The sequence below is a fragment of the Pseudoalteromonas sp. MMG022 genome, from assembly GCF_021654245.1.
In the GTDB taxonomy this organism is placed as follows: domain Bacteria; phylum Pseudomonadota; class Gammaproteobacteria; order Enterobacterales; family Alteromonadaceae; genus Pseudoalteromonas; species Pseudoalteromonas amylolytica.
Window position 1 is genome coordinate 51,591 of sequence record NZ_JAKFZQ010000012.1, and the last position, 14,123, is coordinate 65,713.

A 14,123-nucleotide genomic window follows, 5' to 3' on the forward strand; every position below is an offset into this window, starting at 1 on the left:
TAACCTCCAAACTAAAGTGGTTAATGAGAGCTTTCGTAAGTGTTTAATCGGTTATATAGCGTTTTCGTACTGATCCCAAGAATTTTTGCCGCATTGGTTTTATTACCATCAACCGATTCTAGTGTTTTGTAAATTAACTCTTTTTCCAGTGCCTCTATGGTTGTACCTACTTTGATGTTGGTGTTTATGATGGGATGAGCATCTTGCTGTGTTGCATTGTCAGTGGCAGGGTGAGCCACTGAAGTGGCGCTACTATGCTTCGAAAAAGGCGAGTCGAATGAATCAGGAAAGACCAAAATCTTTCGTTTTAAATCTGCCATGATGTAAGCACGATGAATAGTATGCTTGAGTTCTCGGATATTGCCGGGCCAATCATGCGTCACTAGCCGGTCCATGTCTGCGTCATTCATGGTAACGTTAGAGTTATATTGCTGATTTAACTCATCGAGGAAATGTCTGGCGAGTAATGGAATATCATCTTTTCTTTCTCGCAAAGGTGCTATCGTAATCGGGAACACTGCCAATCGGAAGTAAATGTCTTCTCGTAGCACTTTGCCTTGAGCAATTTCTTCTATGCAACGGTTCGTCGCTGAGACAACGCGGCAATTAATAGGGATACTTTTTGTTGCGCCGACTCTTGTCACTGTTTGTGTTTCTAGTACGCGTAATAAATTAGGTTGCATATCTAAGGGCATTTCAGTGAGTTCATCCAAAAATAGCGTACCGTTCTTAGCCAACTCAAACACGCCTTGTTTTTGTGCGTTGGCCCCAGTAAAAGCCCCTTTTTCATGACCAAATAACTCACTGCCAATTAAGTCTTTGGGTATCGCTCCACAGTTGATAGATACGCGATCGCCGGTAGCGTTACTTGCATTGTGAATTGCTTGTGCGACCATCTCCTTACCAACACCACTTTCGCCCAATAGCATGACGTTCGCATCGGTTTTTGCAACGCGCTCAATCATCAGGTACATGTCTTTCATCGCCTTTGATTCGCCAATTAGGCAACCGAAGTGATGCGTGTAGCCTTTACTTTCTTCTTTACTTGAAGCTTGTTTGTTGGGAGGTGTGAATAGGATTCCTTTCAAGTCATCTGCATCAATGGGTTTAGTTAAATAGGCGATGCTGTCATCGCATATCTCTGCGATGGCATTTTTTACACTAGGGTGGCCTGTGATCATGGTCACTGATGAGGGAATGTTTGCGCTTTGGATATAATCGAGCAAGTGTAATCCACTGCCATCCGGGAGCATGAAATCTAATAAGATATGGTCAAATTTATGTGAGGCAAGCCATTGTTTAGCTTCTTTAATTGAGGCGGCACTATACACCTCACAGTCTAGGTATTCGATGATCTTGCATGCCAGCTCGGTAAACTCCAAATCATCGTCAATTAATAAAACACTTTTCACAAGTTCATATCCTTTTCTTACCTCTTGTCCATTCTAACTGATATCAAAGCGTTTTTACATGCTACGTATCAGCACAAATAATTGAGAGGCTCTGTGGTAGCACGGCAATACTTAATTGTTTGGCAGACTCTATCTCACCATCAATAGAATATTGGAACTCGGTTTCGCTACTAAGATGAACGGCTTTTGCTTTGTGGTGTTGCACACTCATGTTGGCGCTGTTGCTTTGGCTGATGCTATTGGTGACAAGCTCGGCTAAACTCAATATACGCTCAGAGGTATCGTCTGTATAATTGAGTTGTGTAATATCGAGCAAACCGTCTTGCCAGTCAGGCGGGCCACCTCCTTGTGCTAGCAAGGTACTAAAAGGAGCCGCGTTGGCAATGGCAATACTACTACACTCTACATGCTCAGGGGGCTGCTCATCCACACACAGGGTCATGTCAAGTTTGTCATGTGCTATGAGCGCATTGTAAAACCCTTTGATATAAGCCAATTGCCCTAGGCGGTTTTTTTGCTCACGATTGGCATGGTCAATCATGCGCTCTTCTAAGCCTACTGCCACAACCAATAAAGCTGTTTGCTCATTACATGTCATGGTGTCCATATTGACAGTTTGGTGTGCAAGCAGTGCCTCACACGCTTCAGTTATCGGGTTTACTTTGCTGTTAAAACCCAGCAGCACATGAGCAAGGGCATTTGCGGTACCTGTAGGCATAATACCCAATGTATGTGGGGTGTTTTTAATTGCCGATGCAACTTGAGTGACTGTGCCGTCGCCACCGCAAGCGACAAAGGTGGTTGCGTTTGAGCGAGGTTCCAGCAGTGAAGAAGCTAAATTAGTCACATCCGTGTCTTTTTCTGTGAAATGAAAGTTCAGCTGATATTCTTTTGTAAGTTCTCCAATAATTTCATTGTCATACTGATACCACTTACCTGAGCCAGAGACAGGGTTTACGATCAACTGTAATTCTTGCGGTGCATGTTTTATAACATGGTTGTTAATAGAAATAAGGCCCTTAAGTTGTTTTTTATTAAGTCTTGCTGTGCCGCGAATACTTTGTATTTGCTCAATTACTTCTCGAACGGTTAAATCAGGTTGAGAGGCGAGTAAGTATGCGCAAAGCGTGAAAAATGAGCGACCACGACCCAGTGCGCAGTGTATGACAACTTTGTTCTTAAGCTGATGCTGTGCTTTTATCCAGTTGATTGCGTGTATTATTTGCGTTTCGTTTGGTGAGTAATGATCTAAAATAGGAATATTCAGATAGTACAGACCTTCCTGTTCAGCAGACCAGTTCAAGCCATCAAATTCAGCAGTAACGTCAACAATAGCATTAACGCCCTCTGCCTCAAGCATTTCAATATCGGTAGGAAATAGTCGACATGCTAAAAATAGATCTGGGGTGATCTGCTGTATTGCTGGAACTTTATCATTATGACGCACAATGGCATTGTACAACTGCGCGCCTGCAAGGTAGGGCAGAAGTAAGATTTTGATCCATAATGGTATTGAGCCTGTGGCAGATTTTCTGAATATTTTAGGGTAGTTGCTTGTGTAAGCGAGTAATATAAAAAATAGTGACAATGAGAGCCACACAGAGGGAATGAGTAACCAGCCATGACGGCCTGCCCAGACTAGCCCAAGTGAGAGTAAAAGAGCGACGGCATAGTATTTAATCATTTTCATTAAGTTAAAACTCCTTTGGTTACCTAAAGTGAAAGCAAAATCTGCACCACACAACCATATTTTAACGTTTTGATTTAAAAGAAATTATTTTTCTATATTATTTGGCGTGTCGAATTTACACGAACAGACTGATTATATTGTAACTTTTACAGGCCCATGTCTGTAAAAGGTATCGTGTGAATCTTACTTGCTAATTGATTAACGATATAGCTTTGTAAAAATAGCACATAAAGTTGTTGAGTCGGCTCAGTTGTGCCATGTTTAATTAGGTTTTACTGTATTTTTTGCAATTTAGGAGGTTGATATAACAATAAATTTTAAAGTTTTTATTCTAATTTTGAAGTATGTGTGAAATATTAACCTTTTGATTTGTAGTAGGAGTGTGCACTAGCACTGAGGCCAAATGCTTAAACAACTTTCCATCAAGCAAAAAATCATTTTGGGCTTTACTAGCTTAGGTATTTTACTATTGATATCAAGTGGCCTTGCATATACGGCTTTAAAGCAAATCAACCACGCCAACAGTGAGGTAAAAAGTGTTGCATTACCTATATTAAAAACGGCTAACACCTTACAGCTACAACAAAGTTCATTAAGCAAATTAATCTCTAAAGCTTACAGTGAAAATGATGGCGCGCAATTGAGAGCCATAAAGCAGCGCTTTTCTGAACAACAGCAAACGTACCAAACACAATTGTCTACACTTCATTCTATTACTCAAGACAAACAACAGTTTACTGAACTTTTAAACACCATAGTGTCAGTGAGTAAAAATATTGAACGTGAGGCGAACTCTCTACTGTCGGCGAAACTCACAGTCATCGAACAAAGACAGCGTATTAGCGAGCAGATAGAACAGTTTGAACAAGCCCGAAGCTTGGCCAGTGACGCTATGCTTAATCTTGAACTAGTTGAAACGAGCAATAGGCGTCAGCTTGCGGAAGTGGCAGGTACAGGTATACGTATTGACGATATGATGTATACCTTAAGCGACAACGTAAAAGTTGCGAATCAGCTTGAAGGACAAAATTGGCAAGCCCAACAAGATGATGTGCGGTTTTTGCTAGGTAATATTCACGATAATTTGCAGTTTTTAAAACGCCAGTCACAGGGATTGGATGTAGAGGAATTATTAACAGCGTTTGGCGAGCAATTGACGGTAATTGCAGCCATGGTAGATGAACCCGGCAGTTTGTATCAAAGCGTAGCAAAGAAGCTGTCTGCTCAGGCTCAGTCGCAAAGTGCATACCAGCTAGCAGAACGGGCAACAGAGCGGGTTCAGAATACGTTGCGAGACCTACAAAAAGCTGCCGATGAGCAATTTAATTACTATGAAAACATTGCAGAGCAAAAGATTCAACAGGCTCAAAAGGCCGCTTTGACCATGGCCGTGGTGTTTATTGTTTTAGCTGTATTTATTGCCATTTCAACGAGTCGAGCGATGTTGGGCCCTTTGGCGGCCGTAAATAAAATGCTTGGTTATCTGGCTCAAGGAGATTTCTCTAGAGCTATGAAAAAGCGCAGTGATGACGAATTTGGCATGTTGATTGACAACATCAACCGCGTAAAAGACAGCCTGCGAGTGCTGTTGGATGATATTAACAAAAAGGTTCATGAGTTGGAGCACATGTCAGACTCGACGCAACAGCGCAGCCAGACTTTGGCACAAAACGCCCAGCAGCAACTACAGCGCATTGACAGCGCAGCAGGGTTGGCCTCACAAATCGCGCTCAGCGCTCAACAAGTTAGTGAAGAATCAGCAACGACGCTTAGCAGTATCAAAGAAGCGGAACAGCAGAGTTTGAGCGTCAATGATATCGCCAACGACAACAAGCAGCACATGCTATCGCTCAACAGCAAAATGGCAGACACCGTTGCGGTTATGGATAAATTGACACAGCACAGTGAAAACATCGGATCGATTCTAGACACGATCGTTTCTATTGCAGAGCAAACTAACTTATTAGCTCTGAATGCTGCAATAGAGGCTGCTCGAGCAGGCGATCAAGGTCGTGGCTTTGCGGTTGTTGCGGATGAAGTCAGGACCTTGGCTGCTCGTACTCAATCTTCAACCAATGAAATCAATACCATGATTGAGGCACTGCAACAGGACACTAAACTGGCCAATAGTGCTATTTTAGAAGGCCAGTCAGGTACTCAGGCATGTGCAGCTCGCAGTGAGTCATTATCAGATGCCATTGGCCAAATTGAGCAGGTATTGGTACAAGTGAATGAGTTAAGCAGTCGCGCCAGTGGCGCTGCCAATGATCAGGTATCTCATTGTCAAGAAATTGAGAGTGTTATGGAGCACGCTCAGCAAACCGCTAAAGACAACGCCAATGAAATGCAACATATGGCTCAAGCCAGCGAGTCGCTTAGCCGCTTTGCAAACTCCCTGACTGAATTAGTGAGCCGTTTTAAGCTGTAGTGCTGACGGACGTTAGAATACCTCTACATTCTTGCAAGTTCATAAAGTGTGGTACAGGGTAATCTGGGTGCGCTTCTTTTAGCGCAGATTGTGCAAGGGCATCAATATCTTGACCGCGCAGTTCACTAAAAGTGGTTTGAATGTGCATAGTTGTAAGAAGTTGCTCGATATGGGTGAGTAAATCCTCCGCCTGACGTGCGATTGGGTAATCCAAAGAGGTCAGACGACACTCACGAGCAATTAAAGCCAGTGTGTTATCAATACGAGTGCCGTACCAGCGTAAAACAGGCAATAATAATACCGCGTTTGATAAACCATGCGCAGTACCATAGTTGGCGCTGAGCTGGTGCGAAATGGCGTGCACGTATCCTACTGAAGTACGTGTAAACGCTTGCCCTGCATAAAACGAGGCCAATAATAGTTGTTCTCGGGCATCTAGGTCTTCACCATTTTGGTAGGCATTTGGCAAATGGCTGAAAATTAAATCACAAGCCTGTAGCGCCCTTTCCCTACTAAATCGCAAACAGTTAATGCTTAATAGCGCCTCAATTGCATGTGTCAGAGCATCTATTGCCGTTGTTGCGGTTAACTGCGCAGGTAAGCTGGTGGTGAGGTTGGGCAGTAATACAGCGTGTTGTGGTACCAATGAAAAATCAGTAGCAGCATATTTTTGCTGCTTTTGGGGGTCGTTAACAACTGCAGCAACCGTTGTTTCTGCACCGGTACCTGCTGTCGTCGGAATCGCAATATTGGGAGGCAGACGTTTGAGCACTTTAAACAGGCCTTTGAAGTCGGCTATCGGTTTATTGGGCCTGACTACTTTAGCACCAATGAGTTTCGCGCAGTCGATTACTGAACCGCCCCCGATAGCGATAATTGCACCGCATTGGTTGTGTGTGTAACAGTCATAGCCTTGTTCAACATCGTTAACGGTAGGATTAGGGTGAACGTCACTAAAAACGAATGGTTCAAGTTGTTGTTGTTTGATGATGTCGAGTAATGCTGATATTTGTGGGAGCTTCACGAGCGTATTGTCGGTGACAACGAGCACGTGGGACTGTTGTTTAAGTTTGAGTGCTTGTAACGCTTCTAGTAGCGCGTTACTACCACGGTGTAACTTGGGATTAGGCACACCAATTAGAATAACGATGCATTTAAGGATGAAGTGATAACAGCGATAAAGCAGGGCCATGTGAGCGCTCGATTTTTAAACATGACAAAAATGTAGCATAAAGCTGTTTATTCATCTATGTCAGGTGAAGGAACGATACACATAAGACACTGATGCTTATCGTGTTATGTTGGAAGCGTATAAAAACAAAAAAGCCGCTGAAAAGCGGCTTTTTAAAGAGCAATCAAGTTGCTGCTTAAATGAGATTAGCTGAAGCTTACAGCTCTACGCTCTTTACGTTCACCATCGCGACGAGGTGGACGTTTTCCTTCGCTACGTGGGTCTTTAAAGCTACGCTTTCTGTCGCCACGAGGCTCAGAGCTGCCAGCTTTATCAGCTGGGTGAGAGCTCTTAGTTAGCTTCATTGGACGTTTACAGATAAATACGTTCTGGAAGTGTGATAGCACTTCAGCAGGCATATTCTGTGGTAACTGCACCGTACTGTGTTCATTGAACAGGCGGATGTCACCGATGAATTTGCTTGAGATATCAGCTTCGTTCGCAATAGCACCAACAATGTTCTTAACCTGAACACCGTGATCACGACCCACCTCGATACGGTAAGTATCCATAGGTCCTTGTGAGCTGTTGCGTGGACCACGATCTGAACGCTCACTGCGTTCACGGCCTTTACGCTCACCACGAGCACCGTCACGACCACGACCTTCACGGCGATCATCGCGTTCACGACGCTCACGCTGGAACTTGATTTCTTCAACTTTAAGCGGTGACTGTTGCTGTGCTAAACACAGTAACGCGCCTGCTAAGTCTTCAGTGCTAAGTTCTAGCTTTTCAGCCAAGTCTTTTGCAACGTCATTGAAAAAAGCAATATCTTTGTGCTCAAGTGATGTTGCAAGCTTAGTTTGTAGTGCCGCGATACGTTTTGCTTCAACCGCTTTTGCAGAAGGTAATTCAACCTCAGCAATTTCCGATTTAGTATGACGCATGATGTTGCGTAGCAAATAACGTTCATTGTGTTTTACGAACAAGATTGCTTTACCAGTACGACCCGCACGACCAGTACGGCCAATACGGTGTACATATGCCTCACTATCTTGTGGAATATCGTAGTTGATTACTAAGCTTAAACGATCCACATCTAGACCACGAGCTGCAACGTCTGTTGCAATAACGATATCTAACAGGCCATTTTTTAAACGCTCTACAGTGCGCTCACGTGCTTGCTGGTTCATATCACCATTAAGCGGAGCGGCTGAAAAACCTTCATGCTCAAGTAACTCTGCAAGTTGTACAGTATCGTTTCGAGTACGAACGAACACAATTGCACCATCATAGTCTTCTGCTTCTAAGAAGCGAACGATGGCTTTGTTTTTGTGTACATTGGCACGCCAAAATACTTGCTCAACCGTTGAAACAGTTGAGTTACGAGCAGAGATATGAACTTGTTCAGCATTGTCTAAATACTTAGCACAAATAGACTGAATCTGTTTTGGCATCGTCGCAGAGAACAAACAAGTTTGCTTATCTTCTGGTGTTTTTTCCATGATGCTTTCAACGTCATCAATAAAGCCCATACGTAACATTTCATCGGCTTCGTCTAACACAAGCGCTGCAAGGTTAGATAGGTCGATAGTCTTACGGTTAATATGGTCAATTAAGCGTCCAGGTGTTGCAACAATGATTTGTGCACCACGGCGTAATGCGCTTAGCTGAATGCCGTAGCTTTGTCCACCATATAGAGCTAGTACTTCAACGCCCTTAGTGTATTTAGCATATTGTTCAAATGCTTCTGCCACCTGGATGGCAAGTTCACGAGTTGGTGTTAACACCAAAATTTGTGGCTGCTTAGTAGCCGGGTCAATATTGTTCAATAATGGTAATGCAAATGCTGCTGTTTTACCTGTACCCGTCTGCGCTAGTCCCAGTACGTCCTTTCTTTCTAGCAATAACGGTATACATTGAGCTTGGATCTCAGATGGTGTCTTGTATCCTTGCTCTTCGACTGCTTTTAAAATTGCAGGAGAAAGATCTAAAGATTCAAACGTGACTGGTTCTGACATTAATGCGCCTCAACGAATTTAAAGAGGCGCGCATTGTATAGGAAAAGCGCATCAAATGCTTGTACTAATTGGAACTATTTTATATGTGGTTGAAGTTGTACGTTTTTTAATCGTTTATAAAATGGGTAATTAACAATATGTTTACTAAGTTGTTATTCCTGAACGTATTTTAACCGAGCACGAGGCTCGGTGTTATCACAACAATCAACCAAGGTTAATTGTAAAGCGCCAAGTTCTCTTTGGCGTAGGCTTCAAATTCAGTAAAACCACCGATGTGGTTTTCGTCAATAAATATTTGTGGCACCGTTGGGCAAGGTTTGCCAGCCGATTTTTCTAGATCAGCTTTGCTGACACCTTCTTTAATGATATCGACATAACGATATTTAAAATCCTCGCGCTGTGCGCTTAAGCGTTCTGCTACTTCTTTAGCACGTACACAATAGGGACAACCTTCACGACCAAAAATAACACTAAACACGATAAGACTCTCTTTTGTAATGTGATTGATGGTTACAGTTTAGGAGAATTTTACCAAACTAAAAGTAACAAAAAACAATCAGACTAATCGATTTATTAGATTAGGTTCGATACACTGTTTTAATTAAGTGATAGCCAAACTTGGTTTTTACTGGTCCATGTACTTCAAAAAGCGGTTTTTTAAATACCACATCATCAAAGGCTTTAACCATATCACCCTTGTTAAACTCTCCTAAATCGCCGCCACGCTTTTTTGAAGGACAAATGGAGTGTTGTTTAGCAAGTTTGTTGAAGTCTCCACCTTTGGCAAGTTTAGCTTTGATAGCAAGGCATTCTTTTTCGGTTTTTACCAGAATGTGGTAAGCACAAGCTTTTGGCATGATAGCTCCTAAATTCAAATAATGGCGAGATCATGCAGGGCTGGTAAGTAAAACACAAGCCCTTTAGCCCTCTTGATATTGTGCGTAGTTTTTAGCTGCATCGTGAGTGTGATTAGTTTACCGAGATTAACCTTCAATACGAGGACATGTTTATTGATATGTACTGCTTAAGGTGCTGAGGTTTATGTAATTAATTGGCGGTTCTAAAGTCATAAATCTACATTCTCATCCGCAAACCTAGTTCGCTGGAGTAACCTCTAGAACGAGCGATGATGTTACTTTTTTCATCCAAGACATAATAGCTGGGGTAGGCACTTACTCTATAGTTGGCTTTGATATTGTGGTGGCCCAACAACACTGGCATAGATAGCTCAAGTTCATCAATAAAATGTTGCACCTGTGCTGCATCATCATAATCCAAAGCGATGGCAACAACATTTATATTTTGTTGTTCATAGATGTTATTCAAGTTTGGCATACTGAGCTTGCAGACATGGCACCAAGGCGCGAAAAAATACACTATGGTTTTTTGCCCTTGTAGTGATACTAAGTCTATGCGTTTATCACCCGTGAGGCTAGCAAGTGAGAAATAAGGGGCAGGTTGTGTGCCATCTTCACTGAGCATATCCTTTTCTTGATAAGCCGAAACAAGTAAAAATACGCAAACTACAACAATACATTGCACTAAAAATTTGACCATTTCATAGCAACTAAAAAACCTTATTCATAGCCAAGCTTACTATGGAACGGTCTGATAACAAAATGGATTGCGACGTGTAATGAGTGAGTCAAACACGTCTTTTTATTCCGCTATCCAAGATAGCGCTTGGCCTTTTGAGGTTTGATCTTTGTTAAATCGACCAACACTAAGCCATCGATACAGTTGTTAAAGTCAGGGTCGATGCTAAAGCATAAAAAGTTGGCGCCATCGTTGTCGCAAAGCTCTGTGTACTGCTTGAACAATGTGGGTACTTGAGCACCCATGTTCGCCAGTACATGTTTCAGCTCAGCAAAATCTTCCTTGATGTCGTTACCATCAAATAGTGCCTGATACTGACTCACCTGTTGGCTGGTCAGCTTAAACTCGTTTTTAGGCTCAGCGTGATCAGGCAGTGAGGAAAAGTAATGGGAGTAGTGATAAACCAGCATGGCTTTGGCCTCGTCAGGCAAGCTGTTTGATAAGCTTACGGCACCAAATAGATAGCGATGCTCAGGGTAGCGTTTTACAAAAGCGCCAATTCCATACCAAAGATAGTCCAGGCTTTTTCTTCCCCAGTATTTAGGTTGCACAAAACTGCGGCCAAGTTCTAAACCATGTTGAAAGTATGATTGCATTTTGTTGCTGTAGCGAAAGAGGCTGTCAGTGTATAAACCCTGCTGGCCATATTCTTCAATCACTTGTTTAGCGCTTGCCAGTCGGTATGCGCCAACTAGCTCCAATTGATTGGGGTCCCAAAGCACTAAGTGTTGATAGTGCATGTCGTATTTATCAATGTCGCGGCGCTTGCCACTGCCTTCTCCTACAGCACGAAAGGCGATCTCTCTTAATCTGCCTAGCTCTCGAAAGATGACTGAGCTGCCTTGGTATTGGTAGAGGTAAATTTGCATACCATCATGGGTCTGACCAAGGAGTTCACAGGTTTCCAATGCTTTTTTTAATTCTTTTCGGCATTCAGAAACTGCAATGGGTGTTCGAGTTTTTAACGGTAGGGGCTTTTTACTGCTAAGTCGATATAGCTGCTTGCGAATAAGGCCAACAATCTCTTTGTCTTTAAGGTTTTCAATTAAATATGATTCTGGAGGAATAGATGCCCCAATTTCAAATTCCAGTGACTTTTGTCGCTGTTTAAACATTTCTTTGACCAAAAGCAGGCTTGCTAGTGGTTTGTAAATCATAGAGGTGCCATAAAACAGTGGACTATTTTTAGCTTTAATAAAGACAGGTAAAATAGGGCAGTTGGCTTTTTTTGCCATTCTCAAAAAACCGGAGTTCCACTTGCAGTCTTTGATCCCTGTAGGGCTTAATCGTGAAACTTCGCCAGCAGGGAAGATAAGTAAAGCACCTTCTTGTTTGAGATGTGCTTGGATGTTGGCAAGTTCCTGTTTACGACTTGTACCAGAGAGGTTGTCCACAGGTAGTAGCAGAGAATGCATCGGCGTGATTGACATCAGCATTCTGTTAGCGACAACTTTTAGATCGGGACGAACTTTTGTGATCACACGAACTAGCGCAAGTGCATCAAGTGAGCCTATCGGGTGATTGGCAACGATGACCAGACTGCCTTCGCTGGGAATATGTTCAATTTGTTTTGGTTTGTAGCGGGCATCAAAGTCCAGCTCGTCAAGTACCTGCTCAACAAACTCTATACCTTGTAGGTGAGGGTAGGTGTCAGCAAACGCCACGAATTCCTGTTCATGTAATAGATAGCCTAACCCTTTTTTGACGAGTCCTTTGACTTTTGGAGATTGCTCTAATTGTGGCAAATTAGCTTCGATCACTTTATCGACACTGATCATATAACAGTCCTATTAGGTATGATGTGCATTAGATTAGAAATCTCTGGTGACAGCCATGTTGCAAAAATACGGCAGTTGTATGACATCGTATGGCGTAACGCAATATAAAGCGGCGCTGGGTTTTTTAAGTCGAATTGGTTAGCATGACCATAATACATTGTGATGAGGTGATTAATGTCGTTATTGGTATGTGTAACAAAACGAGACAACACAAAGTTACTAGCTAAGCTAAGATCGTTGTTACCAGGGGTTGAAATTAATGAATGGCCACATTGCCCTAACTTGGAGCGAGTTCGTTGTGTTCTTGCATGGGGGGCGCCAGATAATTTGTGGCCTCAGCTGGCCAACCTAGAATTAGTTCAATCATATGGTGCAGGAGTTGATGGCATCGCCATGGAGCTATTACCTGAGCAGGTTGCGGTGACGCGTATTGTCGATAAGAAGTTAGCTGAAGATATGGCTGAATATGTTTTGACCCATGTACTCGCTCATAAGCTACGTTTGCACCAGTATTTTAGCCAGCAAACTCAGCGACTTTGGAAGCCTAAACGAGCACATCAGGGCTTACATATCGGCATTTTAGGGTTAGGCGAACTTGGCAAAGTAACTGCTAAGCGGCTGATAGCTAATGGCTTTAAGGTGAGTGGTTGGTCCGCAAGGGATAAAAGTGTTGCTGAGGTTAATTGCTATGCTGGCGAGTCTCAGTTACCAACTTTTTTATCGGAACTTGATTACTTAGTCTGCTTGTTGCCGCTGACTGAGCACACTAAAGGTATGCTCAATCGTAATATCTATGAGCAGCTCCCAAATCATTGCGTATTAATAAATGTAGCTAGAGGTTTGCACGTCAATGAGGAAGATTTACTTTGGGCTCTGAATAACGGCGAATTGGCAGGTGCTTGTTTAGATGTTTTTGCACAAGAACCTTTAGCAGAAGGGCACCCATTCTGGTCTCACCCAGCTATTACAGTAACACCTCATTGTGCGGCGCTGACAAGCATTGATACCGCATGTGAACAAATTGCTGCTAACTATCTTGCTTTAATAAGCAGTGAGCGAATTTCCAACCAAATAGATAGGACACGGGGTTATTGAGTAAACAAGTATAAAAGGTAGGATAAAAGTGCTAATCCCCTGGGTTCAATTACCACTTAGTTATTTTACCTTGTACCTGCGCTGTTACAAAAAGTTCACTTATTGTTCATGTTGCTGTATATAAAAACACCTTGTTCGTTCAGGAAATATTCAGTAAATTAATAAAAAATAATAAAAACAGGAGACTAAGATGAAAAGTAAACAAAGTGGTGTTAAGTTCTCAATAATCCTTTTCTCTGTTATCATTTTGGGGGTATCCGCTTGGTTTACCAAGGCTCAAGCAACTGAAATACCTAAGCCTGAAGGCAATGTGGCACACTCTAGCGTTTAGCGTGTAACTCTCTGTTTTCTAATTTCTTCTCTTCACTTTTCTTAAGTAAAACATAAGTTGCAGCACTACCGCCATGACAACTTAGCGCACTATGAAATGCCAACACCTGTGGCATTTCTTGGAACCATTTATTGACGTAGCTTTTTAAGATAGCGGGGAACGGTTTGCTTTTGAGCCCAATACCGTGTCTGACTAGCAGTACGCGTATGTTCCGCTGTTGGCAGTCCATAACGAAATCAAACAATGCGCTTCTGGCTTCACGAAAGGTTTTCCCGTGTAGATCCAACGTTGCGTCAATCTGATACTTACCTAAGCGTAAGTTTTTATAGACGCCTTCTTGGACACCCGATTTTTTGTACTGTAATAGATCATGAGGATCGAGTAAATCAACGTATTCAGTAGAAAGAAAGTTGGCATCAAAATCTATTTCTTGCTGCGCGGCTCGACGTTTCTCAAGTTGCGCTATGGTGGGAGAATGCTTAAGACGGGAAAGCTCGACTTGATTTGATTGCGCTAATGGAGTGACGTCCCCCATTGATGCTAGAAATAATTCTTCGTCTGTCATAGCCATACTGCACCTGTAAAAACCACTGTAGAGTAT

General features: G+C 42.6%; 12 protein-coding genes. 3 read left to right on the top strand and 9 right to left on the bottom strand.

Translation table 11 applies throughout. From position 1 onward, the window contains the following. Positions 1-20: 20 nt before the first annotated feature. Together L1070_RS12290 and L1070_RS12295 are read right to left on the bottom strand one after the other, a co-directional pair. Entirely contained in the window at positions 21-1,412 is a 1,392-nt protein-coding gene (locus L1070_RS12290; protein WP_237125765.1) for a sigma 54-interacting transcriptional regulator, read from the bottom strand. A 61-nt stretch (positions 1,413-1,473) separates the two neighbouring features. Next, the gene (locus L1070_RS12295) at positions 1,474-3,102 is read right to left on the bottom strand and encodes a diacylglycerol kinase family protein (RefSeq protein ID WP_070986608.1); all 1,629 of its coding nucleotides are present in this window, start codon (positions 3,100-3,102) and stop codon (positions 1,474-1,476) included. A gap of 403 nt (positions 3,103-3,505) precedes the next feature. On the opposite strand from L1070_RS12295, the gene L1070_RS12300 reads away from it, so the two are divergent. Further along, positions 3,506-5,530 carry a methyl-accepting chemotaxis protein gene (locus L1070_RS12300; protein ID WP_070986609.1) on the top strand — a complete coding sequence of 675 codons (2,025 nt, stop codon included), beginning with the start codon at positions 3,506-3,508 and terminating at the stop codon, positions 5,528-5,530. Here L1070_RS12300 and L1070_RS12305 read toward each other — a convergent pair. From L1070_RS12305 to L1070_RS12330, 6 genes are all read right to left on the bottom strand, one after another. After that, positions 5,520-6,722 carry an iron-containing alcohol dehydrogenase gene (locus tag L1070_RS12305; protein WP_070986610.1) on the bottom strand — a complete coding sequence of 401 codons (1,203 nt, stop codon included), beginning with the start codon at positions 6,720-6,722 and terminating at the stop codon, positions 5,520-5,522. The two genes, L1070_RS12300 and L1070_RS12305, sit on opposite strands and share 11 nt — an antisense overlap. A gap of 185 nt (positions 6,723-6,907) precedes the next feature. Beyond that, a complete protein-coding gene (locus L1070_RS12310) occupies positions 6,908-8,722 on the bottom strand; it encodes a DEAD/DEAH box helicase (protein ID WP_070986611.1) in 1,815 nt (604 codons plus the stop codon). A 214-nt stretch (positions 8,723-8,936) separates the two neighbouring features. Next, on the bottom strand, positions 8,937-9,200 hold the full coding sequence (locus tag L1070_RS12315; protein WP_237125766.1) for a GrxA family glutaredoxin: 264 nt from the start codon (positions 9,198-9,200) through the stop codon (positions 8,937-8,939). 100 nt (positions 9,201-9,300) lie between these two features. Next, a complete protein-coding gene (locus L1070_RS12320; protein WP_070986613.1) occupies positions 9,301-9,579 on the bottom strand; it encodes a peptidylprolyl isomerase in 279 nt (92 codons plus the stop codon). A gap of 217 nt (positions 9,580-9,796) precedes the next feature. After that, complete coding sequence (locus tag L1070_RS12325) at positions 9,797-10,279, bottom strand: TlpA disulfide reductase family protein (RefSeq protein ID WP_070986614.1); 483 nt, start codon at positions 10,277-10,279, stop codon at positions 9,797-9,799. 110 nt (positions 10,280-10,389) lie between these two features. Next, positions 10,390-12,096: a lysophospholipid acyltransferase family protein gene (locus tag L1070_RS12330; RefSeq protein ID WP_237125767.1), complete on the bottom strand. Its 1,707-nt coding sequence runs from the start codon at positions 12,094-12,096 to the stop codon at positions 10,390-10,392. 174 nt (positions 12,097-12,270) lie between these two features. Here L1070_RS12330 and L1070_RS12335 point away from each other — a divergent pair, with 174 nt between their 5' ends. Both L1070_RS12335 and L1070_RS12340 read left to right on the top strand, forming a co-directional pair. Next, complete coding sequence (locus tag L1070_RS12335; RefSeq protein ID WP_237125768.1) at positions 12,271-13,191, top strand: glyoxylate/hydroxypyruvate reductase A; 921 nt, start codon at positions 12,271-12,273, stop codon at positions 13,189-13,191. A 190-nt stretch (positions 13,192-13,381) separates the two neighbouring features. Then, positions 13,382-13,522, top strand: coding sequence for a hypothetical protein (locus tag L1070_RS12340; RefSeq protein ID WP_170829168.1), 141 nt, complete (start codon positions 13,382-13,384; stop codon positions 13,520-13,522). On the opposite strand, the gene smrA is transcribed toward L1070_RS12340, so the two are convergent. Continuing rightward, a complete protein-coding gene (gene smrA / locus L1070_RS12345; protein WP_070986617.1) occupies positions 13,512-14,093 on the bottom strand; it encodes a DNA endonuclease SmrA in 582 nt (193 codons plus the stop codon). The two genes, L1070_RS12340 and smrA, sit on opposite strands and share 11 nt — an antisense overlap. Positions 14,094-14,123 lie beyond the last annotated feature (30 nt).